The following is a 26,926-nucleotide window of genomic DNA, read 5'->3' on the forward strand; positions in this document are numbered from 1 at the left end:
GATTCAGGCGGGTTTGTAAAGTATTGGATATTTAATGCAGCCATCCTACGTGGCCTTAATTATTCATCCTTTACAAACTATTTATGAAAAGAACTTCTCCCTTTCGGCGGATCACGTCGTGCATTTCATTTCTCTTTGTTTTCGTATTCGCATTTTCAACACAATCCTGCCGCGACGACTTTGAGAGCAAAAATCCTCCCCAGCAAACTCCCGCAAACAAGGCTGCCGGAACAGAAAACAAAATGATCAGTTACGATCAGTTTTTGAAGCAGATTAAAGGTTTTGAAGACAAAGAAGTATACAATCATTTCAAATCGAATGCAGAAACCAGCCTTCGTACCAGCGAAGAATCACCATTAGATTTCCGGGTTAAACCAAGTACTACAGACAGCGTAAGAAGGATTTCGGTTAACAATCACACGACGTATACCATTCCCGTACATCGCAGATCACACACCGGTGAAGTGTTTCGAAACATTATCATAGACTCCACGGATGCCGGCGCGAAGACATATATAGCCTGGTATTTTCCCGACAAAAACTGGATCAAAGAGTACAAACGTGATCGCAGACGAAGTTTTTATGGACGCGTGATCATGAAAGATTATGATCTGCCTTCTGACGGCCGATCTGGCGGGCGGGTAAATCTGGTACCGGTCTGCACTTCCGTGATGGTATTGTCTGAGGTTGTCGAACATTTATGCTGCCATAATGCGCAGCACGTTTCATGCAACTGTGCAAACAATAGCAAATACTACTTTGAATACCTATACAGCACCGTAACCACTTGCATTGATGTCTATATCCCCCCATTTGGCGGCACGCCCGGCGGTGACTCAGGAGGAGGCGGAGGCACAATCCCAAATCCCGGCGGAGGTTACGATCCCTGCAATGGCGGAGGCTTACGAACTTCAACAAATCCGTGCAATCCAAACCCGCCGAACCCCGGCCCGGTAGTTGTAGCCAATGCGAATGTATTGCCGCTGATTAATGTTGCGGCATCGAAGGGTATCAGCTTCACGTCAACGGAGATTGCTGTGCTGAATTCGCAAAGTCCGACTATGATTACCAAGATAAAGGATTTGATTTCGGCATTTGGAAGTTCGGCTAAGACCGACTTTGAAAATTTGATAAAAACACTAACAGGCAGTGCCTTGACTAACTCAGAGAGAGAAGCCTTAGATGCTCTGGCTGACAATATTGAAGGTTACAAAGTCCTGATGAGACTTATGTATGCTGCCAATGCTTATGCTGCCCAAGCTTATACTGGTTTGAAGTATAATTTCTCCGTAATTGTCTGTGACAATTGTAAAGCGAATGCATTCAAGCATGCATTGTTTTTGATCTTCAATGCTGAAACTTTCACAAAAAACTCCGCCGTTACACTTGCAGGTGCACATGAATCTGGGCATGCTGGCATCAATACAAAAATGGATGAAAAAAATAATGCAGCAGGGAGTTCGATATTCACGCAATTTGCAGGAATTGGAACAGCATCACAATGGGCCGACCGGGTCAAAGCAGCGACAGATTTGGGACAACATGGGCTAGTATTTGTAAAAAACGAAATTTTAGTAAGTACGAAGGAAATAGATCCGCTTTGTCCGTAACCAGATGTGGAATAATCCTAATGTCAAACCACCAGCACCTAATGAAAAAATTTCTGTTTACCGTTGTTTTCGGTATCGTCGTTCTCGTTTTACTTACTACCTCCTGGAAAGCTGATGGCACATGCGATCAGATAGAAAAGGTAAGTTTTAGAGGGATTCATTTTCAATTTCCTATCAAAGTACGTGGCGCGCTGCAGGCTCCGATGGGTCAATTTTCACGGCATTACACTTGGTTACAAACTGATTCAATCGGTGGCAGAAACATCTGTGGTAAATGGTTTTTTGAATGGGATTCCGATTGGAAAGAACAAGAGCCAATAACCGAAGCGTTTAAAGAAAAACTGACCTACGGTGTCGCCTTCGAATTAAGGGAAGATAGTTGTAAAACTGATCAAGAAATCGTGAAAGAAATTCAAAAGATTTATCCTGGCAGCTTCAGTTATTTCGAAAAATATGATACTAAGTATTATAAATGGGAGCGGAATTGTCTGACCATTTTTGTTAAAAGAACACACCTGTACCCCGAAGGATATAGTGTACCAGAAGTGTCCTTTTGCTACGGACTTAATTCTTCGCAGATGGCGATATACGGAGACTATACCGGTTACATCAATAATTACCCTGACTAATCTTATCGACATCGGTAATGATAAAGAATGCGTTGCTCATAATATTTGGTATGGTAATGTCATGTTCAGGCGAGCGGCTAAGTACATGTGAAAAGAAGGAACAAGTCACATTTCGGGATATATCGTTTCAGTTTCCGATCACTGCTTACCAAGCATTGCAGTTCTCGGGAAAAATTTCAACCAATGGAAACGAATTAGTCCAGACAGATTCTATTATGAAGAATACATCTGCCAGCTGGTTCTATGAATCTCGACAAAACAAATACTATAAAACAGACTCCATAAATCATTTGAAAGATGCTATGATTTATGGGGTCACGTTCATGTTATGGGCCGAGCAGGATAAAACGGACGAGCAGCTCATTGAGGAATTAAACAACGACTATCCAGGAAATTATCAATGCGTAAAAACAGTTTGACCTTAAATACTACATTACTAGAAGGGGATGTTTAACGATCATCATTAAGAGGGAGCAGTACCATAAAAACCCATTTCCTCCTGTTTCGTTTTGCTACGGGCTCAGCGATTTACAACAAAAGTATTATGGCAATTCAACGGGAAATTGGGCCGGTTTTGAATAAAAGCTGCCTCCCAAATTGTAACTATCACTAATGAAAAAGTGTCTAGGCATCCTCGCTTTAATTATCATCATTTCCTTTCTATTTTTAATCTCCCGGAGAGTTGATGGAACCTGCAATCAGGTGGAACAGGTAAATTTCAGAGGGATTCATTTTCAATTCCCTATGAAAGTACGTGGTGCATTGAAAACACCAGTGAGTGGATTTTCAAGAAATTTTACGTGGCTTCAAACTGACTCTATCGGCGGTAAAAATATCTCCGGCAAGTGGTTTTTCGAATGGGACACCGAATGGAATGGGAAAAAGCAAGCACTAGAAAGAATCAAAGAGAACCTGATTTATGGTGTTGCATTCGAACTTCGTGAAGACAGTTGCAAAACCGATCAAGAAATCGTTACAGAGATTCAAAAAATTTACCCAGGCAGCTACAAGTATTATCAAGAAAATGGACTTAACTATTATATATGGGAACGGGACTGTCTGGCCATTTTTGTCAAAAGGACGTACCATGAAGGACACAGTATACCGGAAGTCTCTTTTTGTTATGGACTTAACTTTTTGCAGGCGGATATGTATGGAAACAAAACCGGTTACTTTAATAGCTCCACTGACTAACCAGGTTTTTCCAGCATACAAATATGAAAAGACTTTTGCTTTTCCTTGCTCTCGCTATTCTCGTCCACGTCTTACTTACTACTCCGTGGCGGGTCGATGGAACTTGTAGCCAGGCAGAGCACGTGAAGTTCAGAGGGATTCATTTTCAATTTCCAATGAAAGTGCGTGGCGCGTTAAAAACTCCCATGAGTGGATTTTCCCGAAATTATATCTGGCTTCAAACGGATTCTATTGGTGGTAAAAACATCTCGGGGAAATGGTTTTTCGACCGAGACAACGAATGGCAAAAACCAGAAGATATAACGGACATTCTAAGAGAAAAATTGATCTATGGTGTCGCATTGGAGCTTTATGAAGATAGCTGTAAAACTGACCAGGAGATCATTACTGAGATACAAAAGGATTATCCGGGCAACTATAACTATCACGAAAAATATGACTATAAGTATTTTACATGGGAACGGGACTGCTTGACCATTTTTGTGAAAAGGATATACCCTGACGGTAAGGGTTACAGTATACCGGAAGTCTCTTTTTGTTACGGACTTAGTTCTTCACAAGCGACGATGTACGGGAAGTACACCGGCTTTATTAATAATTACCCGAATTAGCTGTTCTATTGATCTCAACAATTATAAAGAATGTGAACGTCTTAACGATTGCAGCTACCACTTATGAAAAGGTTTGTATATCCCCTCCTGAAAAGGTTTTTGAACACCCTCGTGAAAATGTTTCTGTATACTCTGGCTTCCATCATACTTGCGCTCGTCATTTTTATGGCCCCCTGGCGAACTGATGGGATATGTGATCAGGGAGCAAAGGTGAATTTCAGAGGAATCCAATTTCAATTTCCTCTAAGAGCGCGTGGCGTGTTGAAGACCCCGATGAATGGATTTTCGCGCTACCAGAAGTTTCATTTTGTTACGGACTTAGTGAGTCGCAGGCAGCTATATATGGTCCATACACAGGTTACATGAACAACTATCCTGACTGGCAATGTTACTAATGTCAGTAAAGAAAGGAGTATTGAAAATATCTAAAAACAAAAAAGCCGCTGCGATTGCTCGTAGCGGCTTTTTCTGTGGTGATGGACGGAATCGAACCGCCGACACAAGGATTTTCAGTCCTTTGCTCAAACCTAAATATTACAGTACAGACAATTATAGTTTTCTGATTATCAATATCTTATACTTGCATTGGTGCGATATGGTTCCATATGATTTCATGTAATACCGCGATTTGTTTACCAATAGTTTACGACCAAATTACTTATCTTTACTTCATTGATGCATTCTAAGACATGAAACGATGGCGACAATTAAAGCCGTAATCAAACCGGATAAGAAAAAAGACGGGACTTATCCAATCTGCATAAGGATAACCAAGGATCGAAAAACAAACTATGAATCCTTAGGTTATAGCGTCACTTCTGAACAATGGGACGCTGCCAAAGGGGTGGTTAAAAAAAACTACCCAAACTCTGTTCGCTTGAACAATCTAATAGCCAAGCGTATTTCCGAGTTAAGCGGAAAAGCAATCGAACTTGAAACGGAAATGCATGAAGTTACGGCGAACTTCATTAAAAAGAGCAACAAAAAGACGACAGCCGCGACATTCCTTTCTCAGGCAGAACTATATCTGTCTAATCTAAAAAGTGCCGGAAAATACAACCAATACACGGCTGACAAACCACGTGTTAAGCATTTCAAAGAATTCCTGAAACGAGATATTGCATTCCAGGAAATCGAGGTGTCTACCCTTGAAAGCTTTAAAACCTACGTGAAGAGCATTTTGAAACTTTCTGAGAGGTCAGCTATGAACCATTTGTCCATGGTGCGCTCGGTGTTCAGCTTTGCTCGAAAAGACAAGATTATTAAGGCGGATAACTCACCATTTGGTAAGGGGAAAATGATCATAAAGTTCCCTGAATCTGGAAAAATGGGTCTTAACGTCGAAGAGATCAAGCGTCTTGAAACAGTTGCCCTGCCAGATCGACCAAATCATTGCCGGAACCTCTGGCTATTTTCCTTTTACTTCGCGGGTATGCGCATTTCTGATGTACTGCGACTTCGCTGGAGCGACTTTCAGGACGGACGGCTATTCTACGTGATGGGCAAAAATGACAAGGCGGGAACTTTGAAAGTTCCTGAGAAGGCCAGCAAAATACTTGAACAATACTTACCAAAAAAGACCAGCATTTCCGATTTTGTGTTTCCTGAACTTAAGGGTGTTGACATTAATGACGCCTTTATCATGGAAAGGACAATTGCTTTTAAAACCAGCGCAATTGACAAATGTCTTAAAAAGGACGTAGCACCGGTGGCAAAGATTGATAAAACATTGACTATGCACATTGCTCGTCATTCTTTTGCTACGGAAGCCGGTGATAAGGTTAATATACAAATGCTACAAAAGCTTTACCGACATGCAAGCATTGTCACAACCGTAGGATATCAATCTGCTTTCATAAATAAGGATGCCGACGATGCATTAGATGCCGTTTTGAATCCTGCCAGCGTGACCAAAAAGGTAAATGCGCGGAAATCATCGGTACGTAAAATGGTATCCAAAAAATCTGAATTATCAGATTAGTATTCTTTTCGAAAACTGACCTTTTACTTCTGGTTTTAATAGTGGTGTTCTCAGTTAAACAGAAATAACCCTGAATGGATGGAAGTTATTTGTATTCATGATACCGCTTTTTACGCGTTAATTGACAAGGTTGTCGAGCGCGTCCTGCAAAAGCAGGCAAGTGTGCCAGACAAATGGATATCCGGTACAGAGGCTATGCAGAAGCTTCGAATTACTTCAAAGACAACTCTTCAAAAACTACGCGACGAAGGCAGCATACGATACACGCAACCTGAAAAGAAAATTATCTTGTATGATTTAGAATCCATTGACAAATACCTTGACAAAAATTCACGTAAAACCTTTTGACTATGGAAGAAGAAGAACCGACGAAAGGGTACATCCGGGGATTTAACAAGGGTTATTTATTGGCCAAACTTGAACCGGAATTAATGGATCTTATCCTGGCATCGCAACCAGAAGATATTAAGAATGACTTTGTTACTGCGCTTGTTCAAGGCAAGAAGCAGTATGATTTGGAACAGGCCGTCATCCAGGCCGAGCTAAATGAATGGGAGGACAAGCTCAGAATAAATCCGAAGAAAGACGATAAAGAGCTGCGAACAGATCATGACCGATAATTTCCTGAAAGGATTATCTTTTTCTTATAGGTAAATTTTACGTCTGCGGCTTGTTAGTTCAACACAAAGGTAGTCAAGCTTCATTATTGTAAAGGGCTGCGCAAGTTCCTCGTGCCTCGAAACCCTTGACAATAATTACACTTATTCCTGTTATGGTATTGATCAAACAAGCCGAAAAAATATTATTTAATTTTTACTGGTTTAGTGAACAATCTGTTTCAACTGGGTTACTGGAATAATTTTATAGGCACTGACGTCAAGATTAATCCCGACGCTATGGATAATTACTTCAATCACCTACCCAGTGCTAAGTCAACAATCGAACATGCTGACGAGGCAATTAGGCTTTCCAGCCAATCGGCGATAATTAATTCTCAAATACGACAGAGAATTAACGAGATAAATAAGAAGGCCGACAATCTGGCAGAAAGACTAAAAAGCAAATTATAACTTATAAATCGAATTCATAGCGACTTCAGTATCCTTTCGTAGTCCTTTTTCACTTCCTCATCCATAGCTTCTAGCTTTCTTAACTCTTTTAGAAATTCTAGCTTTATCTCTTCTGGGAGTTTCATATATGCCTTTATCAGTTTTAGCGCAGCATCGGTCATTTGGAATATATTTTTTTGTGCAAATATAGAATTGCCATAATTGTTTCCTTTTGCAGGTCTACTAATTCATCCTCTTCATCGCAGATCTCTCTGGGATTTTAAAGATATTGGCCTTGTAACTTAGAAACCCTTGTGTTTTGGACGCACTAAGCTGTGCTTAGGGAAGACGTCTGATGCAAGTTCCTTTAACGATACCAAAATTCCTCCAACACAGCTTTCTTCACTGCACTAACACAGCTTCATTAACGGTGATGTTTAACGAAAATGGTTTCTTCTTACCGCCGTCCGAAAGGGCACTGGCTCATTTAAATTCCGTTGTAAGATCATTTGATGATAAGAATGATCCAAAGCACCAGTGCCGCTCACGCAAAAGCCTATTTTTCGCAATCCTTGTCTAAGTCTGATTATTATATCAATGATCAGGAATTGAATGGACGTGTCCAGGGAAAATTGGCCGAGCGTTTGGGTTTGACAGGCTCGGCAACAAAAGACACCTTTTTTGCCCTTTGCGAGAATATCCATCCTTTCACCGGTGAGCAACTGACACCCCGTACTAAGGACGAGCGGACTACCGGCTATGACATCAATTTTCATTGTCCGAAGTCGGTATCCATTTTGCATGCTTTATCCAGTGATAACCATTTATTGAAAGCTTGCAGCACGTGCGTTCAAGCAACAATGAACGATATAGAAGCGGACATCAAAACTAGGGTTCGTAAATCTGGTCAATACGACGACCGGACAACAGGTGAATTGATATGGTCAGATTTTGTCCACCAGACCGCTCGACCGGTTGATGGTCACCTCCCCGATCCTCACCTGCATGTCCATTGCTTTGTGTTCAATGCGACTTGGGACGAGCAAGAGCAGCTTATAAAGGCAGGTCAATTTCGAGACATCAAAAGGGACATGCCTTACTATCAGGCGCGTTTTCACAAATATCTTTCCGATCAATTAATTGATCTTGGTTATGATATCCGGCGAACTGATAAATCTTTTGAGATCGAAAATGTACCCAAAAGTGCAATAGACCTGTTTTCTAAGCGAACGGATGAAATTGGCAGGATCGCCAAAGAAAAAGGGATCACTGATATAGACGAACTCGGCGCTTTGGGTGCCAGAACAAGGGCTAAAAAGCAAAAGGGCTTAAGCATGGATGAACTGAAGGCCGATTGGCTGAGGCAAATCCATGATCTAGATACGCAAGAGGATCAGGGCAAGCGGATAATCCGCAATCCTCGTGGACAACTTAGAGAGATATTACATGCTAAAGACTGTGTCGATCATGCCGTGCAGCATAGCTTTGAGCGCGTTTCCGTAGTGCGCGACCGGCGTCTGCTTGCAACCGCATATCGCCATGCAATAGGCGATAAGGTGGTGAAACTGGAAGAGATTACCGGTCTCATAATGCATGACAAGCGGCTGATCCAAATTGAAGATCATGGACAAACCCTTATTACCACGAAAGAAGTCCTGGCTCAGGAACAGCATATGGTCAAACTGGCCAAGGCAGGCCAAGGCAAGCTGCGTCCATTGTACCCGCAGGCGCCTGACATGACGCTAGACGGCCAGCAGCGCGAGGCCGTCAATCATATTCTGACTACTACCAACCGGGTTTCGATTGTTCGTGGTGCGGCTGGGTCTGGCAAGACAACACTGATGCAAGAAGCTGTAAAACTTATAGAGGAATCTGGGAAAACAGTTATCGTCGTTGCCCCAACGTCACAAGCTTCTCGCGGCGTCCTGAGAGACGAAGGCTTCAAGGAAGCCGAAACCGTTTCACGATTGCTTGTGGATAAGAAGATGCAAGAGGCAATTACCGATCAGGTTCTATGGGTGGATGAAGCTGGACTTCTCGGTACGCAGGATATGACGTCGTTGCTGGAACTCACCACCAAGCAAAACGCACGTTTGATCTTGGGCGGTGATACTCGTCAGCATTCGTCAGTAATTAGGGGTGATGCTTTGCGTATCCTCAATACGGTTGGTGAGATTACAACAGCCGAGGTAAGTAAAATTTACCGGCAGAGGAATGTGGATTACCTCCAGGTTGTTCAAAATCTTTCTCAAGGACAGGTTAAGCCAGCCTTGGCAAAGCTGGATGAAATGAAATGGATCAAAGAAATTGACCCGCTAAAGCCGAATGATCAGTTGGTCGCCGATTTTTCTAATACAATCAAGTCCGGTAAAACCGCACTTGTTGTATCCCCTACTCATAAACAGAGTGAGGATGTAACCACAGTTATCAGGGAACAACTTCGCGCAACAGGCGTACTTGGCAAGCGGGAGATAATGATGAAACGTTTAGTCAACCGCAATTTGACTGGAGCCGAAAAAAGAGATTGGCGAAATTTAAACATTGGTGATGTTATTCAATTTAACCAAAATGTACCAGGAATTATTCGTGGTAGCCGGTGGACTGTTGAAGAGACAAATAACCATCAAGTTTTGATCCGTAGCAAAGAAGCCAAGGAAGCCCTACACTTGCCAACCGAAAAAAGTGCACATTACGACGTTTACCGAGAAAAGGAGCTGTTACTATCACAGGGTGACATTGTCCGTATAACAAGAAATGGCTTCGATCAACAGGAAAAACGTTTGAACAACGGACAAATGTTAAAGGTCACATCGGTTAATAAAAATGGACAGGTCGAACTTTTGAATACAGCTAGTAAAGCAAAGTACAAGCTCGACAAAGATTTCGGACACTTGAGCCACGCCTATTGCATCACAAGTCATGCGTCTCAGGGAAAAACGGTGGACGAAATTTTCTTGTCACAGCCAGCAAGCACCTTTCCGGCAACAGACGCCAAGCAACTTTATGTGTCTATATCACGAGGACGTGATAAGGCACATCTCTATACAGATGACAAGGAAGAGCTCCTTTCGTGTGCGTCACGCTTGGGTGACCGTCTTTCTGCCTTGGAACTGTTGGCAAAGCGTCGTGACATGGAAGGCGTTGTTATGCAACAGACACGTTTGAACATGCACAAGCCTGAACCGAAGAAAAGCCCAGCGCCAGCCAAGCATCTACAATCCCGTCATCCCCAACAAAGACATGGACTATGAGCCAGGACTTTGATCAGCGCATCGAGCAAATGCGTAGCGGTAATCCTGCCAAACCTGTGCAGGAGAAAAGTGCTGCGCCAGCGGAAATTCAAGGTACATTCCATAGTTATGGGAACGTGCGTAATCTATGCCTCGCATGGCCGTGTGGAAACCGGTCTTTTTTTAACTACGCCTATCTAATCAGGGCTAACTACCATTTGGGGGAGGATTTGAATGTGATCCACCTCGGCTTTTCAGGACAGAACGTAATTATTAAGGGCTATTGTCTGGAAAAGCTGTTTACCCAATTGATCGACCATTTGCCGCGAACCATTACCGCCTTAGATACAAGATATATTTCGATTGAAGATGTTGATGAAGTCATTGTGACTGATATTCAGATTGAAACGCAGCAATAAAAAGACCGGGCAGATTGCTCTGCCCGGTAAGAAAGTTATTCTTTTGGGTTGTTTTTGCGGATAGTCATTGGAGTTTGGCCACCTGTGCTATCGACTAAAATGTTAAGACCTGTACCATCCTTATGTTCCCAGCCAACACCTACCTTTTGCCATTCTGGCTTATCACCGCCACAATCCTTCAAGAAAAATACGGTATGGGTTGGGTTTTTCTTTTCAGTTTGATTTTCAGTTGTCATCAATAAATCTCCTTTGTTTGGTTGTTGATGATGGAAGCAAAAATAGCGGATAAGGACGTGACAGCTCCCAGTAGCGAAGCGGAGTCGTAGATGATTTTTATTGCATAAAAATCAGGGATAAGCGCCAGCACGTATGTTTCGCTATGCTGACAGCATATAACGACAGACCAAATAAAGCAGATTTGATCTCAACGAAATCAATCTTAAAAAAACTTACTCCCATAATATTCTCCTATGACGGTTGAAGGGAACGGACAAATTCAACGGCTTTTTGAGCATAGGAAGCTGCTGAAAAGATCAAACGTTTGTCGTCTTTCAACGCCTTGAGCCAATGCTGAATATAAGCTGCATGTCTCTCTTGGGGCATCGGTTCGAAGCCTAAATGAGCTGCCAGAAAACAGGCTCCGATTTCTGCTACAAGTTCTTCTTTAGCATATCCTTCATCCCCAAAATGTTTACGGCCTAAATCGCGGTTTAATCTCGTCGTGTGTTTTGTCCAATGAGTAACTTCATGGGCTAAAATGGCATAGTAATCTTCAATCGTGTTGAAACTTTCAACCGGTGGCATTTGAATGCGGTCAGATAACTGAGAATATGATGCCTCTCGCCCTGTATAGATAATGGATAATTTTTTTCGGAAGCAGTTGCCCAAAGCAGGATGGTGTTAATGCCAGTGTAGGGGATATTGTTCCAACGAAGCGGCAGATTGACCGTCGCAGACATGTTCTGTGAATTCCAGGGCTGACGCCAGGTCAGATTTCCCCGTTCCAGATCGGACATGATTTTATTAGTTACACGAGAATAAATATCAGTTTGGATTTGAGGTTCTTGGATCAAGTCTTGCTCCTTTTCGATGTTTCAAAATGGTGAATTGAGAATTTGAGATTTCCAATTCTCCCTCGGTCTCAGGGTTCGGGGATGGAATAATCCGGTGTGCAAGCGAACAAACGGCAAGAATTTTGGTAGGGCGGGGAATGGCGAAGCCAGGCGAAAATTCTTGTTGGTGCAGTGAGCGGCACCGGATATCATTCCCGACTTAAATCCGGATGCCGGGGGGAAAATGAAATAATCTCAAACTATCCCTTTGGAAATGCCTTTGCAGGATTTGAGATAGATGCCACGTGCCATTCATTGACATCCTTGTAAGGTGCATACAAATTATTCATGCGTACATGCTGAATATCTTGTTGGGTCTTCAGGAATTCGGAGAAAAGGCGCCCAGCGTTTTCTCCCGCACGGTCATTGTCCAACCAACTATTAGCAATTTTGTATCCATAGTTTTGGATGTACGGAAAGGCTCTAGATAAACAGACAACAGAATTGAGAATTATACTGTCGCCATCAAGATATTCGATACCAAATCTTGAAACGGCAGAAAGATAGTCCGTGAATCCCTCAAAGAGATGAACGCGATTTGCCGGATATTTCTTGGCTCTCACGAAACTGATCGTTTTAGGTTTTGTACTGCCTTTAAAAAAGGAGTTATGCAGTTCATATCCTCCCTCCTCGTTCTTAAAACCGAGTGCGTAAAAAGTTTTTCCGGTTGCCTTATTATTCACCAACACTTGTTGCAAATGCTCCGCTGCAATATTTTCATTGATACCTCTAGACTTAAGGTAATTGATAAGAGCTGGATGCTTTAACGGCTTCACAGAACGAATTGACAGTACTGGATCAGTTTCGACCAGGTCAACATGATTGAACTGCATCGGAGAAATACCGGAATGAACAGACATGTTCTTGATCCAGCGTAATGCATCAGCAGTAGTATGATCTTCCCGATTGGATTTGAGATAGTGTCTGACGAAATCAATCAGATCACCCCCAGCAGCTTCGCCATAGTCGTACCAAGTGTTTGTTTTGAGATAAACCCAAAAGCTGGGTGTTTTTTCGTTGCGTAATGGTGAGAGGTACAAGGCCTTGTCTCCGCTAATACGTTTCGGATGCCTGTCTAGTTTCGCCAGAATTTCAGGCATAGGGATAGATTTGGCATGATCGATGTTCATGTCAGTCTCCGTACAAAAATGGAAAAGGATGGCTTGACGTTGCTAATGATTACCGGATCAGGCGATCTTCAAGAAATTGGTCGAGATCGGAACGGCGGTACCGCACTGCTCGTCCCACTTTTATCGGTTTGAGGTTGTAGCGTTTGGTACAGTCCCAAACAGCAAGGGTGCCAGGGGAAACTGATAAGTATCTGGCTGCGGCTTTACGGTCGAGAAGCGGTTCTTGGTTTAAATCCATTTGCATGATGATCTCCCTGTGAGTATTACTCCCATCTGTTGAACTTACTTAATAGGAATATATTCATGATATAAGGAATTAATACCTATGGTCAAGCAAAATCGGATTACGTTAATAACAAATAAGAAGGGAGAAATTGGGTTTATTCCAGTCTATGGATTATCTAAAACGCCCTGTTGATGCGGAAATAGAGCGAGAATTTGATTGTAAGGCCAAGTATTAATGCAATAAGGGCCTAATGAAAATAGTTGGAAAGCATAGATTTTCTGGTAATTCTTAAATGGGCATTATTTTTCAAGTAGGGAGTACCATTCTGGACTCCGAACAGAATTATGTTCTTCATTTGACAATTTTATCTCGTAAGCTGCAATTTCTCCCTCATGTTTCAAATCAATAACTACCTCCTTGATCATTATTGATGACAATGTCTCGATAGTGAGCTTTTCGAGAGCAGGCTGGTTTAGCAATGTTGTGTTCGGGGATGCAGATGATAGCCTACAAGCGTAAACGACTGGAATTCCAACAACCGTTAACTCGCTTCCATTGTTTATCAATGTCACCATACCATAATCGACACCTATTCCCAATCCAACATTCTTTAAAACGACATTGAAATCTCGCCGATGTGCATAATAATGATCGTTGAATATTTGGTGACATGCTTCGGCCGCTTTCAGCGCAAGCCTCACTGAATCAATTCCACTAAAAAAATCGGGAAAAAACGCCAAAATTCCATCACCCGTAAACTTGTCCACAATCCCAAAATTGCTTTTTATAGTACTAGATAACTCTTGGGATAATTTAGTAATAAAAGTTGCGTAGCTTGATGCGGTTCGGGCGTTCAACATCAAACTTGTAGATCGCCTAATGTCAATGGATATTACTGTCGATTTTAGTTCTGAGAGATTTTGGAAATTATCTTTGAAAATTCCATCTCCACGAATTAAATATTCAGCAGCTTCGGTCCTGACGCGTGGTAAGATGTTTGCTAACTCAAGCTTTCGAAGAAGTTCGTCTAGGTTTCGTTTTAATTGCTCTAGTTCCTTTTCCTTTTTCTCTGATTTTCTCTTTTCAGAAACATACTTATTGACCTGTGAGGAAAAATCCGTCTTTAACTTGCCTATCTCGGTATATAAATTAGATATTTTCTCTGCATTTTCGAAATAATAATCGGAGAGAAATGGATGTCGGGGCCGCGCTGCCTCTACTACCTCCGATAATGCTTTATCCAGTATTTCGTTGTCTCGATAACCTGGCATTCCATGCAGGAAATCGCGAAGTTTTTCTGGAGATAATATATAATCCTCAAAATTATCACTTTCTGAAGCCATTGGTGAATCGTATTATATTGCAAATTATTTTCGCAATCTCACTCTATAGTTTTGAAAATCCTATCTGCTATTTTCGGTTATAGTCTTGAGAATCAACATATGCTATAGCGAGTATTTAGACGAGCGAATAGTCATGAAGTTTAACAACCTAAACTTTGTCGATGTAATCAGCGTAATTCTGCATCATTTTTATACGCTGAGGCAAAAATAAGGCTCGATCATACGCACGGTCAATTCCGCTTTTTGGAACGTGCGCTAGTTGCCTATCTGCAATGTCATGAGAATAGCCCAACTTTTCTTTTAGTATTCCTAATGCGAGAGATCGAAATCCGTGGCCGGTCATTTTACCGCTGTAACCCATTCGTTTAATAGCAACAAGCATCGTGTTCTTGGACATATGCGTCCTGGTATCGTAGTAGCCTGGAAAAATTAATTTATTGTTTGAATGCATGTTCTTCAATTCTCGAAACATAGCCAACGCCTGGCGCGATAGCGGCACGACATGTGGAAGCTTCATTTTCATGCGCTCGGCAGGTATAACCCACATCGCTCTATCAAAATCAATTTCCTTCCATTCTGCTTCCACGAGTTCGCATGTACGGACGAAGGTGAGAAGCAGCAGCTTAAGAGCAAGGAAGGTTTGGCGATGTACTTTGCTTTCGTAATTATTGAGACAGACTAAAAATTCGGGAAACTCATCAACAGAAATTGAGGCATAGTGCCCTCGCTTAAATTTTCGCATTGCTGCCTCTAACCCATATGTCGGATCATTATCTGCACGACCTGTAGCAATGGCGTATTTAAAGATGTGACCACACAACGCTTTCATTCGGCGCGAAAGGTCGGGAGCAGTCTTTTCTATTTTTTGAAGGCAGCTCAGCATCATCAGTGGCTTTATGTCTGCAAGCGGAAAACTACCCAAAGAAGGGAATACATATTTTTCAAGCCGATGCTTTACGATGGTGGAGTGTGTTGGCTTCCATAGAGAAATTTGCTTCGAATGCCATTCCATTGCCATTGATTTAAAATCAAGTTGTGAGATAAATGACTGCATTTGAGCCGTCTGCAGACGCTTAGAGACAGGATCAATACCGTCGCGTATGTCCTTCTTGATTACTTCTTTCGCCTTACGAGCTTCCGCAACTGAAGTAGAAGGATATGCTCCGATTGATATCCGCCTTTCTTTTCCGTGAAGCCTGTATTTTAACCGCCAAAATTTTGTGCCGTGCGGAGTGACTTCCAGATATAAGCCTTCACCGTCTGAAATTTTGTATGGCTTTGTTTTTGGTTTTGCTGACTGACAGGTTAGATTGGATAACATTACTATCGACCTCCCTGATTCGCGAAGCGAGAAACTTGCTGCGTTGCTACACGTTTCATGCCCCCAATCATGCCCCCACTTTGTCTTAGTATGGGTGAATGATAGGAATATATTGATAAGGTCAGTTTAGCGTTAACCGGCTGCGAAAATTGAATTTTTCGCGTTTCGGTAACAACAAATAATGTCAGTAAAAAAAAGAGTGGTGCCGGATGTCGCATCGCATTTTTCCTTGTAAGTAATTGAGTTCATTGCCATTTTTACGGATTATCTCTCTGAGTGCCCCCAACTATGCCCCCATTTACACTTAACGTCCGTATAGACAGTATATCAAATCTCAGATTCAGGTGCAACTTATCCGTTGCGCCACAATCGTGGCTGGACGGACTAATTATTGTGAAAAAGATATGCTTGTTAAGCGGCCTGCAACTCCGTAACCACCAAAACTCAAACCAGGTAATGCCTAATTCTGGCTAGGGTGCATCACTTCATCGTTGCGCCTGAGGGTATCCAAGGTGTGCTTTGAGATATCGACTCCGGCAATAAGTTTTGGTAGTCGTTTCATTGGCCTGAAGGTCAGCTAATTACAAGCTAAAATAAAAAACGAATCGCAATTAAACCAAATCATGCCTTCACTATTAGTAGTTCGTTCCAGTCCGTCGTGAATTAGCTGATTTCTTATTCACTTGGATTTGCACATTTAACCCCTCACCGGCATTAAGTCAGTCCAAGATGTTGTGTACTGGGGTGATCTATTATCAACCCTCGTCCCCCAGTCCCTCTTAAAACCTGCACTGCCTAATACCACCGTCTCGCGTCCATACCGGTTATTGAGTTTATCCAAAGTCTGCATTAGCACTTTCGCTCGTTCCGAATCTCCACAACTGAACAGATCGTCCTGAACTGAATCTTCCGGTCTTAGGAATGAGAGCATAATTCCGGCTTTGTGATAACGAATTCCTGGGCGAAATGTCTTTTCAAGCGATCTTAAAACAGCTGATGTCAGCTTGCATGTATTACTAGTTGCGACTGGTAGTGTTATCGACTGACCAGTTGAAAAGTATGGGTAAGTTTTGCTGAAGGGGTTGCTATGGATGAAGTAGGATATCTGCTTGGCTATCGACCCTTCTGCGCGAAGCTTAGCTGCACCCCGCGCCGTGTAGACTGACAAAGCTTCTGCTAGTTCATCTTTTGATGTAACAATTTTGCCAAATGCCCTGGTGGCAGCGATATTTTTCTTAGGCTCTTGAATTAATTCAAGCGGTAAGCAGGAAAGACCATTTAACTCGTGGACTAACCGAACGCCAACAATACCTCCCAGGTTTTTTTGAGCCCAATCCTTGCGTACTGTTGAGAGGTCATATGCTGTGTGTATCCCAACGGCATTCAGCTTTGCTAGATATTTTCTTCCAACTCCCCATACGTCATCAACACCAATTGTTTTGAGAACTTCAATTCTCTTTTCAGGGCTGTTGATAAAAAACACCCCGCCATACTCCGGATACTTCTTGGCAATCTTGTTTGCAATTTTCGCAAGCGTCTTCGTACTGCCAATTCCGACGCCGCAGGGTATACCAACATTCTGCCTCACCGTCTTTTTGATCAATTGCCCATAATCATTAAGATTAAAGTGATCGAATCCTGACAAACTAAGGAAGCACTCATCAATTGAGTATATCTCCATTTCAGGTGAAAACTCTCCCAAGGTTTGCATCATTCTTGCAGACATGTCGCCATACAAAGTGTAGTTACTTGAAAAAACCTTTACGCCGTTCGCAGTTATAATGGATTTAACTTTATGCAGAGGAACACCCATTGGTATTCCTAATGCCTTTGCCTCACCGCTTCTCGCAATGATACATCCGTCATTATTTGAGAGTACAACAATTGGCTTTCCTTCAAGCCTAGGATTGAAAACACGTTCACAGGAGGCGTAGAAGTTATTTCCATCAATCAAAGCGAACACGACCATTCTCCCAGTGTTTACGAACCACGCCGATGACCACTCCCCAGATAGCAAAATCTAAGTGTTCGCCAATATGAATAGGAGGATACTGAGGATGCGCAGCTTCAAGCCACACGCCATTCGGGTCAATGCGAAGCCTTTTGACTAGACATTCGCCGTCAATACAAGCAATGATGACACTACGATCAACTGCCTTTTCTGATCTATCAATGACAAGCACATCGTTATCATAAATGCCAATTCCTCGCATGGACTTCCCCTTCGCTCTGACCAGAAAAGTAGCTGCAGGTTTTGTTACTAAAAATTCGTGCAAATTTAAATCATGGTCCAGATAGTCATCAGCTGGCGAAGGAAAGCCCGCAGAGACCTTGGACATGGATAAGGGAATCGTTTGGCTGTGGAAGTCGGATGAGTGGATCATAACTATTAGGATTATGATTCTTTTCCTAAAAAGCAAGAACAAAATGAGAACATATTGCTAAGTGTAGGAATTAAAACGGATATTTAATCCTTTGGAATAAGTCGCCTCAAATCGGATGTCGCATCGCCATTTCCTTCCCAAGTAGTTGAATTGTTTATTAGTTGAATGGATAATTGTTCTAGGTGCCCCCAATTATGCCCCGGACCCCATTAATATCCGTACAATTCATCTGACCCTTTGGGTATTCATAATGCACTAAATTTGTGCAGGATTTGCGTTTGGTGTTCCGCCCGTACACACATTGACCAGGAAATACATGACAAAAAGTAACAACCAGGACTTGTACGGTATCATCTGAGATTAATTCTCTATAAATTGCTTTGAATAATATATCTAAGGAGGCGACAGTATGGCACTTTCAAATAAACAGGTTGAGTTAGCCCGTAGACTTAGACAAGAAAATCCTCTTTTCGATGAATATTCTCGTGAGTGGAGAAGTTTTAACGCCTGCTATAATGGAATGCCTGGCAAAAGTGAAAGACTACGTGTTATGAACACGGTATTCGCAAATATCGCTGAAGACTCCGCTGCAGGAATATTAGCGGCTTTGCCAAACGAAATCAATTATTTTACCTATCTCCCGCCGGGTAATTTGTTCCTAGGCGCTGCCGATCCAAAATTCCGATCGACAACTACCGCTGATCTACAAATCATTAATGACCCGAATAGCACCGCTGTTAAGCGGCTTTCTCATTTCGCAGCAGTCCTTTATCAAATTCGATGCAATATCACACATGCTGGGAAAGATCCGATTGATGCAAGAGATAATGATTTACTTAGGTTCGCGCTCGCCGGTCTTAAGTTAATTTTAGCAATTCTTTTAAAATAAATAAGCAGCCGAATGGGTGCTAAGAATTCACAGTTCAATCGGTGAAATTACCTTTCCAAACCAACCCTCAAGTGCGAGTAAGGCATTTGGCGATAATTGTTGGGTGAATAAAACGCATAACCGTTTCCTTGGCCTTGAACAAGCAACATAGAACAAATTTCGATTTCGTTCGTATGCATCTCGATTTGCATCTGTAATGTTTCCGGATTGTACCAATTCTAGAAACTGGTTCCAATTATATTGATTCCATCCTCGTCCTAACACAACGATCACATTTTCAAACTCAGCGCCCTTAACTCCATGCTTCGTCGAATAAAGAGTTTTGTCATCAATATACTTGGTCAAATTTGAGATCTCAGGATACGGGATTGATCGTATGTTCTGAATTTTTGTTGCAAAACTTCTGTCGCCGTCTTCAAGGTCTGCCTCAGGTATGTTATTTATGCTCGCGAAACGTTGTTCTTTTTCTTCTAATTTTCTCGGCAACCTTGGCTTATTTGTAACTTTAAGTAAATCTATAACTGTCCCAACCGTTCCATTTTGGCGAGCGGCATTCAATTGTATCATACAATCGTGCCAAGTTTGCTTGTCCGCATGTTTGCGTATGCGGGTAGTATTTATTCTAAATGCTTCAATCATCGCACCATATCTACGTTGCTGAAAGGCATCCGAGCCGATTTCTACAACATCTGACAAGAATGAAATATAATCATCGTTCTTTTTGAGATAGTCATCATTTTCGGAGAAAGTTCTGGCAATATTCTGATAACCCTGCTCCGATGCTAGGACATTATTTGTAAGCATAAGAACTTTCGTCGTTTTAGACGATATATCCCACCCTTCTGCTGTCAGTTTTTTCTTGGTTGTTTCCAAGAATTCATGTGCGACATCCTCGGGTAAATCACCGTTCCAATGAGCGCCAGTACGACGCACTCCAACCCAATTATTTGTATGAAAAGCGACAACATCACCAGATGACGCCGGCTCATATTCAAATTGTTTCAACTCTGGACGCATCCGATTTAGCACTTCTACAATATTCCTATCTGAACGGAAATTTGCCTGTTTTCCAATGAGGACTAACTTTCCGGCAGTAGCCTGAATTAACCCGCAGGAATCGGTCCCATAAATTTTTTGCCAGTGATCACCGAAGAACCCAATGAGAGAACCACTTGCAGGTTCAATAAAATTTCTCACAAGTGCATCCGCTAATGCCTTATTTGTATCTTGATACTCATCAATTAAGACAATGGGATACTTGCCTGAAAATATTCTTCGAAACTTTCCGTCTTGTAATAAAGATGTGAATAGTTTTATCACGTCATTATGATGAAGAAATATTTCGTTGTCTGTTATTTTTGGATAACCTAGGTTATAGATAACCTGTTGGTGGGTTATTCCGCCAGCATCGGCAATACGATCTACCCATTTATCGCCCAAATCACCCATTCTCTCACGCAAAGCACTTTGAAATCCTTGTATGACTTCCCATGCAAATGCATGAATGGTATCGGCAAGTACAATTGGGTGATTGTCAGTCCTAGACCTGATCTCATCCTTAGCCACATTTGTATAGGTAATACAGGCGATTTTCTTGCCAGTCTTTTCGTATGTCGTATCATATTTACCAATCAAGTACTTTAACGCCTTAATAAGGGTATACGTTTTTCCAGCACCGGCTCCGGCCTCAACAAGAAAGTTTTTCTTCTCATCAATTGCTTTGTAAACCTTGGCAAGACACTCTACCGAGGCAAGCTCCGCAGGATTGACTTCAATTTCAGACATCATTTATCTCTTAATTCAATAATTGCTTCTTCCACTACATCAGACGGTTTGTTTGGTTTTTTGGCTAACCATTGTAATCCTTCAACAATATACCTCGGGGCGACCCATCCTGTATCAATCAGGGCGTACTTGAGAGCAAATTCCGTTTTTCCTTTATTGTCCGGTGCTAAGTCCTCAGCTAACTTTTCTATTGTTCCGGGCAAACCGTCCGTGATACCAAAATGTTTTCGATTTGCTAAAATTAACGCCTCCTCAAAACTACGGCCAGTGCCCTTCTCACCATTCTCCGGTATTTGATAAGCAATTCTTCTTGATCCAGCGACCTTCTCTTCTGAAGTTTTCGCAACGCATTCAGATAAGCCGTAATGACCATCAGTACCCTTGGAAAACCAGTTTTTTATTCCAGCATTTGATGTGTGGGATCCAGCAGCAACCAAGGAACTATCATATGTAGTAGTCTTTTCCTTCACTGTTTTAAAAACTGAATCTATGTCGGTGATTATTAGAGATCTAAGTTCTAAAAAGTCCAAAAACTTGTAAAAATGATGTGCATATGCTCCTCCAACCTCAATTGTCGTAACATATTGTACTCCTAATGGCGGGTTCTTAGCATCTGCGGCGTCGCTTTTTTGTATTAGTAGCGGGATCATTATTCGCTCAACCGTGCCTTCAATAAGAATTGCCTTATCAGCAAAGTAAAGATCGCACTTAGTCAATGTTAAGTATTTGTGTAAAAAGTCTTTGTCTTCCTTTAACTCCTTAGCCTTAAATTCCTTTCTAAGATCTTTAACGGTTGTTTCCCGTTGCTCGTTATTAGATGTGAGGAAATATCTTATTGCCTCAAATTCAGCTTCATTGGCGATGTGGGTAGAATGAGTAGTGACCACAAATTGTACTGTCCATTGTTTCCCACCATTTAATTTAGCAGAAAACTCATTTGCAATTTCATACAGTTTTTTTATAAAAATTTGCTGCATCTGTGGATGCAAATGCGCCTCAGGCTCTTCAATAAAAATAATATCTAAACTATTGGACAAAGTTCTGCTTTGATACCCACGAAAAAATTCAAAAAGCTGAAATAAGATGTAAATCAGATTTCTCGACCCAAGACCGTTATACGTTTCTGGTAAAAATAAATCATCTCCCTGCTTGTACCGTATCTTTGTATGGCTATCTAAAATGTTAGAGATGTTCAAAGTCGTCTCGGTGCTGAGATTAGGATCTGCAAGGCCTGGATAACCAAATAAAGCCAGAGCGGGCAATAATTTGTCCAAATGCGAATTGAAGTCCGTATCAACTTTCGCCTGGATTTCTTCTATTATCACTTGCAAGGCATCAGATCTTTCCTTCATATCCACAGGGGCAGATTGCGATTTTGAAGTCTTGAATAATTGAGCGAGAACTTTCCCCAGCACATCCTTTTCGGCATGTGTGATATCGTCTAATCCTCTCTGGGCATTAATAAAGCCCGCACTTATGACGGATTTAAACTTAGAATATTCCATCAAGCTAATGTTGGATGGATCGTTAGGATCTTGCGCTAAAATTTTGGTTTCAAAGAGGCTGGGAATTCGATCACTAAGGGATTTCATGAAGACCTTAACACTCGAGGCACTTTCGTCAAGAATACCCTCAAAAAGAGCCTCAATTTTCCCGTCGCGGAGAGAATACTGCACTATAATTACTGCTGTGTTACAATTGATATCGAGATCTATAACAAAATCTCCAAGTGCACCAAGATCCTCTGCGTCAGTCGGATACTCAATCGTAATCTTTATTTCAATGGATGGGATAACTTCGCGGATTTCCGCATCCCCTTTACCTTCTAACTTTCTTTTTAAAGCAGTTTTGAATCCACTTATTGAGGGAATGCTAAAATCATATAATGAAAAAGAGGGATTTTTGTCGCCAATCAATCTTCGAAAGACTTCAGTCAGTGACGTCTTGCCAGAATTATTTCTTCCGACAATCACAGTCGTACTGTCTTCTAGCGAAAGCGTTACATCTTTCAGTAGGCGAAAATTCTTTATATCAACAGATTTGATTTTCATGAAGTTTTCCGGAAGGTAAGAAGAAAATATGTCCTAAATATTTGAAAACTGTAACTTAACGAGTTTGTACTTAGCCAGTTAAACTTTTAACTAATAAAATCTCATCGGGCGTTAACCCGAAAATATCATAAACTAAACAATCCAGTTCATCCTGGTACTTCAGTGCATTTACAGTATCATCAACCTTTTTAGATTGCATGATCATATCTACCAAGTTGACAATAGGCGACTGTAAATCGGAGGAGATAATTGGAATGGGAATATTTTTGACCGAAGCCAACTTAATCTCTATATCTGTATCATAGTTTTTGTACCATATATTAATCAAATGGGAATTTAACAGTGCCACGACGTATTTCAGATTCAATGTCGCATTGGCTTTTGGATATATCACAGAACAAGTGTATAGTCCGTGAAAAGTCTCATCATCGTAGGCAGCAACAATTCTAGGAAACAGCGAAATTTTTCTCATTCTTTGAAAGTAGATCTTTGGACTACTTACGATGCTCTGTTCCAAGCAAGAGTGTAAATCTGTACTCCTCAACACAAAATCGTGCTCCCAATTTATACTAAACGGAGCTAGATTACGACCATTTAGTGCGCGTTCCCAAGGGTATCCTTTATCAGTTTTTGACAAAAGCAACTTTTCCTTATTGTCTTTCTCGCCATATGGTTTAGTACCCTGTTTAAGTAGGAACTGATCATCAAGTCGCGGATAAGTATTCATCTTAGTTAGAATAAAATCCAACCGAAAATCACGTCGCAAGTTAATTTTCTTTTCCTCGTCCTGGGCAAATGTTGATATGGGGATATTCTGGTCGATCATCCACTTGCTACCGTCAATATCTGTATATTTAACATTTGGGAAGGCTACTTTTACTGGAAAATTGTATGAATCATTTCTGGAATATTTAAGAATTAAAATAACCGTCACAACGTCCGGGGCATCTTCAAAAATATTCTTTCTCAGTTCAACGGCTTTTTTAATAGTTGTGTTGGCAATAATGGATGAACGAAGGCTCTTCGACTGAACATTATATAAAAACGTATTAGGTGCTATGAAAGCCTGAAAATAATTCTTCTTTAAAAGTCTGAAGGATTGTTCATAAAACAATTTATACGAATCCATTTTTCCAATACTAGAAATCGGGAAAATCGACTTAAGATAGGCTTTTTCACCATCACTAAAATCCACTCCATAAGGAGGATTAGCGATAACGATATCAAATCCAACAAACTTCCCCTTCTCGTCAAGAACCTCAGGAAATTCAAAAAGCCATTCAAAAGCGTTCTCAAAAATCTTATTGGACTTTATTTCATCTATTTCCGTCTCAAGCTTATCGACCTCATTTTGAAGTTTTAGAACAAGCAAATTCTTACTTTTCTCTTCTGCTTTGGACAATTCAAAAAGGATGCGCTGATTGAGGATATTATCTAACTCTCCTCTTTTAGATCGCAATTTTCTGACCTTAGGGTCACTATTACTAATCTCTGTACGGAAATTATTCTTAATCGTAGATATCAAGTCCTCCATATCATCACGCTCTTCCTTAGACTGAGCATGTTGGTAGTTTTGGACGGCCTGTTTGTAACTTGATATCGTAATCTTTGCTTTTTTTAAAGCATGACTCAAATCAGTACCCAGCTGATTTCTGCTTATCAACGAGTTTCCACATTTAATATTGATGTCGATATTAGGCAAGGTCTCAAGCTCGCTAAAATCTCGATCTGCCTTGTAGTAGGCACTTTTTAGTAATTCAATCCACAACCTAAGCCGGCAAATTTTAACCGAATTAGAATTTATATCGACACCGAAAAGACAATTCTCAATAATCGTCTTTTTTTCATTGAAGAGTGTTTCTTGAACGCGCTGGCTCTCAGGGTTTCTCGAACTGTATTCAAAGAGAATTCCATCGGAATGAATTGAAAGTTCATCATTATCAACTTCAATTTGATAGTCTCTTAAAGTCCGACCATCCTTATCCATCAAAATTTTCAAGTCGGACTTTAACGCTATTATCTCATTCAGGGCAGATACCAGAAAATGTCCTGAGCCGACCGCTGGATCACAGATCCTCAGACTATTAATGATTGCGTTAGCTTCCTTTTTATCGGTAATTTTATCATACAATTGATCGATAGTTTTACATTCCCACCCTTTAGCATCATAGAATTTTTGCAATACAGCTCCGCGGATGGTTTCCCGACACATGTACATTGTTATAAATCCAGGTGTAAAGAATGACCCATCTTTATAACCATTAATTTTTTCAAAAATAAGTCCTAGTACTGAAGCGTTGATCAAGGTCTTATTTTCCTCTTGGATTGCCTCGGATCCTTCGCTACTGAAATCAAAGCTGTCGAGGAATGTAAATAGATAGTCCAAAGTTTTCATCTTGCCAGATTTTCTCTGACCATTGCTGTCTTTTAAAACTGTTTTTGAAAATATTGGAATTTCTTTATTGTCTTTCAATTGACTAATAGAAAAACATCGCTGCTCCAGCTCAGTTGGTACAAATAGGGAACTGTTGAGGTATGGGACTTTACTAAAAGGCTTCTTGTAAACGTCCTCTCTATGCTCAACTCTCATTGCCAAGACATCAAAGAAAAGACTATCTAATTCATCATAACTTTTGATCCGGTCACTATTTAAAAATTTAAAATCGTTATCGCCTTTATTATAAGTTAATAGTTGAGCTTCAAGCAATTTCAGAAAAAGAACACGATTAATCCAGGTGATCGACAATTCAAGACCAACATTGAAATACCTCTCGACATTATTTGCACCAAAAAGACTTGGTTTATCTAGACGTTTTAACTTATTAAGAGACTCCAATAAATGGATAGTATTCTCAATAAGAGATCCGTTATCCCGTTTACTCTCCTCCTTTCGATCTATTAATTTCTTACCACCATCACTTACCTCCGTGAGGCCTATGATATGTAATAATTCTCCATAAAACCCTTTATCGAGGCTATTGCTATCATTTTTAAAGGGTTGTTTTAGTAAATGCTCAGGCGAGAATATTTTATATAGGGCAATCAGCTTATTATCATCATCTGGGTTATTATTACGAAGGATCTTATCATATTTGCTAACATCGAAATGAGTGTAATAAACTTCTTTTCCGGCTTTTGATAATCCAGATAAAAATTTGTCTATTGCGGGTGCTGCGATAGACTTGTAGAAAAATTCGGTATTATTATTTACTAGACGCTTCTCTTCGAAATTCTTAAATTGTCCGACAAGATCATGATCCTCAGCAAAGGCTTTTTCAAATGTTTTTGCATCAAAAATAAACCACTCATATATATTAGTAGCAACAATATATTTTAATGAAATGTTATTAAGCGTTATTCTTTCGCGCAAATAATATAAAAGTAGCTCATGAAAGGCTTTCGTATTTAGATTGGTAACCTTAAGCATTTCATTTTTATTCGTAGGCTTTTTTGCTTCTATAATAACTGCAACCGGACTTTTGTTATCTTCCAGATGAATTACTAAATCTTTCCTGTCCTTTGTATTAATATAATGTTTTCCATCATAATATGTTTTTTCTAAGAATTTAGAAATTATAAATTTGTGATGCTCTTCACTTTCTTTTTCATTAATACTGTCCAGGAGGTGAATTAAGTGTAGTTTGAATTTTTCAATATCTTTTCTGTTAGGTTTTACCTTTAGGAAAGATTTATTCAAAGAAACTCTTGGTTCGCGTGGTAAAACGATCATAAAATTCATTCTTGTTGTAGCCTACCGAGTACATTTAATGTACTAGTAAACAAGGATTATTGCAATATCCCGTTTATTCAATCAGTAAGCCGTATTTACGTGAAAAGTTTATTAAACGGGTGGCTAAGAATCCCTTCAAGAAGTATTCTTCCCTCTATACAGTAAAGTCGCTTTTACAAGGTCTTTACCGCTCCTACGGTGTAATCCTAGGATTACTTAATAACAGTAGACT

The 26,926-nt window shown here is 40.8% G+C and carries 23 protein-coding genes; 11 read left to right on the forward strand and 12 right to left on the reverse strand.

All coding sequences use genetic code 11. From position 1 onward, the window contains the following. The first annotated feature begins 83 nt into the window (after window positions 1-83). The 10 genes from LZG72_RS07825 (at window position 84) to LZG72_RS07870 (ending at window position 10,723) form a co-directional block, all read left to right on the forward strand. Complete coding sequence (locus LZG72_RS07825) at window positions 84-1,610, forward strand: DUF6973 domain-containing protein (RefSeq protein ID WP_233869848.1); 1,527 nt, start codon at window positions 84-86, stop codon at window positions 1,608-1,610. 41 nt (window positions 1,611-1,651) lie between these two features. Next, window positions 1,652-2,239: a hypothetical protein gene (locus LZG72_RS07830; protein ID WP_233869851.1), complete on the forward strand. Its 588-nt coding sequence runs from the start codon at window positions 1,652-1,654 to the stop codon at window positions 2,237-2,239. A gap of 215 nt (window positions 2,240-2,454) precedes the next feature. Continuing rightward, window positions 2,455-2,658, forward strand: coding sequence for a chalcone isomerase domain-containing protein (locus LZG72_RS07835; protein WP_233869854.1), 204 nt, complete (start codon window positions 2,455-2,457; stop codon window positions 2,656-2,658). A gap of 193 nt (window positions 2,659-2,851) precedes the next feature. Then, the gene (locus LZG72_RS07840; protein ID WP_233869857.1) at window positions 2,852-3,433 is read left to right on the forward strand and encodes a hypothetical protein; all 582 of its coding nucleotides are present in this window, start codon (window positions 2,852-2,854) and stop codon (window positions 3,431-3,433) included. 23 nt (window positions 3,434-3,456) lie between these two features. Then, window positions 3,457-4,044 (forward strand): hypothetical protein, encoded by a 588-nt coding sequence (locus tag LZG72_RS07845; RefSeq protein ID WP_233869859.1) that lies wholly within the window; start codon window positions 3,457-3,459, stop codon window positions 4,042-4,044. 697 nt (window positions 4,045-4,741) lie between these two features. Next, a complete protein-coding gene (locus tag LZG72_RS07850) occupies window positions 4,742-6,025 on the forward strand; it encodes a site-specific integrase (protein ID WP_233869861.1) in 1,284 nt (427 codons plus the stop codon). A gap of 78 nt (window positions 6,026-6,103) precedes the next feature. Continuing rightward, entirely contained in the window at window positions 6,104-6,373 is a 270-nt protein-coding gene (locus LZG72_RS07855; RefSeq protein WP_233869863.1) for a helix-turn-helix domain-containing protein, read from the forward strand. Between the two features lie 2 nt (window positions 6,374-6,375). Beyond that, window positions 6,376-6,645: a hypothetical protein gene (locus tag LZG72_RS07860; protein WP_233869865.1), complete on the forward strand. Its 270-nt coding sequence runs from the start codon at window positions 6,376-6,378 to the stop codon at window positions 6,643-6,645. A gap of 950 nt (window positions 6,646-7,595) precedes the next feature. Then, a complete protein-coding gene (mobF, locus tag LZG72_RS07865; protein WP_233869867.1) occupies window positions 7,596-10,325 on the forward strand; it encodes a MobF family relaxase in 2,730 nt (909 codons plus the stop codon). Next, window positions 10,322-10,723 (forward strand): hypothetical protein, encoded by a 402-nt coding sequence (locus LZG72_RS07870; protein ID WP_233869869.1) that lies wholly within the window; start codon window positions 10,322-10,324, stop codon window positions 10,721-10,723. Before mobF ends, LZG72_RS07870 begins: the two co-directional genes overlap by 4 nt. Window positions 10,724-10,758: 35 nt before the next feature. Here LZG72_RS07870 and LZG72_RS07875 read toward each other — a convergent pair whose 3' ends face one another. The 9 genes from LZG72_RS07875 to LZG72_RS07915 form a co-directional block, all read right to left on the reverse strand. Continuing rightward, the gene (locus LZG72_RS07875) at window positions 10,759-10,962 is read right to left on the reverse strand and encodes a hypothetical protein (RefSeq protein WP_233869871.1); all 204 of its coding nucleotides are present in this window, start codon (window positions 10,960-10,962) and stop codon (window positions 10,759-10,761) included. Between the two features lie 229 nt (window positions 10,963-11,191). After that, window positions 11,192-11,581 carry a zincin-like metallopeptidase domain-containing protein gene (locus LZG72_RS07880; protein WP_233870479.1) on the reverse strand — a complete coding sequence of 130 codons (390 nt, stop codon included), beginning with the start codon at window positions 11,579-11,581 and terminating at the stop codon, window positions 11,192-11,194. Beyond that, window positions 11,476-11,739, reverse strand: coding sequence for an ArdC-like ssDNA-binding domain-containing protein (locus tag LZG72_RS29330; RefSeq protein ID WP_233869874.1), 264 nt, complete (start codon window positions 11,737-11,739; stop codon window positions 11,476-11,478). Before LZG72_RS29330 ends, LZG72_RS07880 begins: the two co-directional genes overlap by 106 nt. Before the next feature lie 296 nt (window positions 11,740-12,035). Then, a complete protein-coding gene (locus tag LZG72_RS07890) occupies window positions 12,036-12,965 on the reverse strand; it encodes a toprim domain-containing protein (RefSeq protein ID WP_233869877.1) in 930 nt (309 codons plus the stop codon). 49 nt (window positions 12,966-13,014) lie between these two features. Then, on the reverse strand, window positions 13,015-13,209 hold the full coding sequence (locus LZG72_RS07895; protein WP_310590549.1) for a helix-turn-helix domain-containing protein: 195 nt from the start codon (window positions 13,207-13,209) through the stop codon (window positions 13,015-13,017). 281 nt (window positions 13,210-13,490) lie between these two features. After that, the gene (locus LZG72_RS07900) at window positions 13,491-14,534 is read right to left on the reverse strand and encodes an adenylate/guanylate cyclase domain-containing protein (protein ID WP_233869883.1); all 1,044 of its coding nucleotides are present in this window, start codon (window positions 14,532-14,534) and stop codon (window positions 13,491-13,493) included. A 148-nt stretch (window positions 14,535-14,682) separates the two neighbouring features. Next, a complete protein-coding gene (locus LZG72_RS07905; RefSeq protein ID WP_233869886.1) occupies window positions 14,683-15,855 on the reverse strand; it encodes a phage integrase central domain-containing protein in 1,173 nt (390 codons plus the stop codon). 697 nt (window positions 15,856-16,552) lie between these two features. After that, window positions 16,553-17,824 carry a Y-family DNA polymerase gene (locus LZG72_RS07910; RefSeq protein WP_233869889.1) on the reverse strand — a complete coding sequence of 424 codons (1,272 nt, stop codon included), beginning with the start codon at window positions 17,822-17,824 and terminating at the stop codon, window positions 16,553-16,555. Then, entirely contained in the window at window positions 17,802-18,239 is a 438-nt protein-coding gene (locus LZG72_RS07915; RefSeq protein ID WP_233869892.1) for a LexA family transcriptional regulator, read from the reverse strand. Before LZG72_RS07915 ends, LZG72_RS07910 begins: the two co-directional genes overlap by 23 nt. Window positions 18,240-18,648: 409 nt before the next feature. On the opposite strand from LZG72_RS07915, the gene LZG72_RS07920 reads away from it, so the two are divergent. Further along, window positions 18,649-19,128 carry a hypothetical protein gene (locus LZG72_RS07920; protein ID WP_233869895.1) on the forward strand — a complete coding sequence of 160 codons (480 nt, stop codon included), beginning with the start codon at window positions 18,649-18,651 and terminating at the stop codon, window positions 19,126-19,128. A gap of 27 nt (window positions 19,129-19,155) precedes the next feature. Here the strand turns inward: LZG72_RS07920 and LZG72_RS07925 are convergent, their stop codons facing one another. The 3 genes from LZG72_RS07925 to LZG72_RS07935 all read right to left on the reverse strand — a co-directional run bounded on the left by LZG72_RS07925 (window position 19,156) and on the right by LZG72_RS07935 (window position 26,694). Further along, window positions 19,156-20,916, reverse strand: coding sequence for a UvrD-helicase domain-containing protein (locus tag LZG72_RS07925; protein WP_233869898.1), 1,761 nt, complete (start codon window positions 20,914-20,916; stop codon window positions 19,156-19,158). Beyond that, entirely contained in the window at window positions 20,913-22,964 is a 2,052-nt protein-coding gene (locus tag LZG72_RS07930) for an ATP-dependent endonuclease (protein ID WP_233869901.1), read from the reverse strand. The genes LZG72_RS07925 and LZG72_RS07930 overlap by 4 nt, the downstream gene beginning before the upstream one ends. Window positions 22,965-23,034: 70 nt before the next feature. After that, window positions 23,035-26,694, reverse strand: a complete 3,660-nt coding sequence (locus tag LZG72_RS07935) for an Eco57I restriction-modification methylase domain-containing protein (RefSeq protein ID WP_233869904.1) — start codon at window positions 26,692-26,694, stop codon at window positions 23,035-23,037. Window positions 26,695-26,926: the final 232 nt, after the last annotated feature.

It is taken from the genome of Dyadobacter sp. CY323, from assembly GCF_021390245.1.
GTDB lineage: Bacteria > Bacteroidota > Bacteroidia > Cytophagales > Spirosomataceae > Dyadobacter.

Bases quoted from the DNA above. Each gene is read 5' to 3' on its own strand.
- LZG72_RS07915 (WP_233869892.1), bottom strand. From the start codon at position 18,239: ATGATCCACTCATCCGACTTCCACAGCCAAACGATTCCCTTATCCATG.
- mobF (WP_233869867.1), top strand. From the start codon at position 7,596: ATGATCCAAAGCACCAGTGCCGCTCACGCAAAAGCCTATTTTTCGCAA.
- LZG72_RS07840 (WP_233869857.1), top strand. From the start codon at position 2,852: ATGAAAAAGTGTCTAGGCATCCTCGCTTTAATTATCATCATTTCCTTT.
- LZG72_RS07900 (WP_233869883.1), bottom strand. From the start codon at position 14,534: ATGGCTTCAGAAAGTGATAATTTTGAGGATTATATATTATCTCCAGAA.
- LZG72_RS29330 (WP_233869874.1), bottom strand. From the start codon at position 11,739: ATGTCCGATCTGGAACGGGGAAATCTGACCTGGCGTCAGCCCTGGAAT.
- LZG72_RS07925 (WP_233869898.1), bottom strand. From the start codon at position 20,916: ATGATGTCTGAAATTGAAGTCAATCCTGCGGAGCTTGCCTCGGTAGAG.
- LZG72_RS07860 (WP_233869865.1), top strand. From the start codon at position 6,376: ATGGAAGAAGAAGAACCGACGAAAGGGTACATCCGGGGATTTAACAAG.
- LZG72_RS07920 (WP_233869895.1), top strand. From the start codon at position 18,649: ATGGCACTTTCAAATAAACAGGTTGAGTTAGCCCGTAGACTTAGACAA.
- LZG72_RS07870 (WP_233869869.1), top strand. From the start codon at position 10,322: ATGAGCCAGGACTTTGATCAGCGCATCGAGCAAATGCGTAGCGGTAAT.
- LZG72_RS07930 (WP_233869901.1), bottom strand. From the start codon at position 22,964: ATGAAAATCAAATCTGTTGATATAAAGAATTTTCGCCTACTGAAAGAT.
- LZG72_RS07855 (WP_233869863.1), top strand. From the start codon at position 6,104: ATGGAAGTTATTTGTATTCATGATACCGCTTTTTACGCGTTAATTGAC.
- LZG72_RS07830 (WP_233869851.1), top strand. From the start codon at position 1,652: ATGAAAAAATTTCTGTTTACCGTTGTTTTCGGTATCGTCGTTCTCGTT.
- LZG72_RS07905 (WP_233869886.1), bottom strand. From the start codon at position 15,855: ATGTTATCCAATCTAACCTGTCAGTCAGCAAAACCAAAAACAAAGCCA.
- LZG72_RS07910 (WP_233869889.1), bottom strand. From the start codon at position 17,824: ATGGTCGTGTTCGCTTTGATTGATGGAAATAACTTCTACGCCTCCTGT.
- LZG72_RS07835 (WP_233869854.1), top strand. From the start codon at position 2,455: ATGAAGAATACATCTGCCAGCTGGTTCTATGAATCTCGACAAAACAAA.
- LZG72_RS07935 (WP_233869904.1), bottom strand. From the start codon at position 26,694: ATGATCGTTTTACCACGCGAACCAAGAGTTTCTTTGAATAAATCTTTC.
- LZG72_RS07845 (WP_233869859.1), top strand. From the start codon at position 3,457: ATGAAAAGACTTTTGCTTTTCCTTGCTCTCGCTATTCTCGTCCACGTC.
- LZG72_RS07895 (WP_310590549.1), bottom strand. From the start codon at position 13,209: ATGCAAATGGATTTAAACCAAGAACCGCTTCTCGACCGTAAAGCCGCA.
- LZG72_RS07850 (WP_233869861.1), top strand. From the start codon at position 4,742: ATGGCGACAATTAAAGCCGTAATCAAACCGGATAAGAAAAAAGACGGG.
- LZG72_RS07890 (WP_233869877.1), bottom strand. From the start codon at position 12,965: ATGAACATCGATCATGCCAAATCTATCCCTATGCCTGAAATTCTGGCG.
- LZG72_RS07825 (WP_233869848.1), top strand. From the start codon at position 84: ATGAAAAGAACTTCTCCCTTTCGGCGGATCACGTCGTGCATTTCATTT.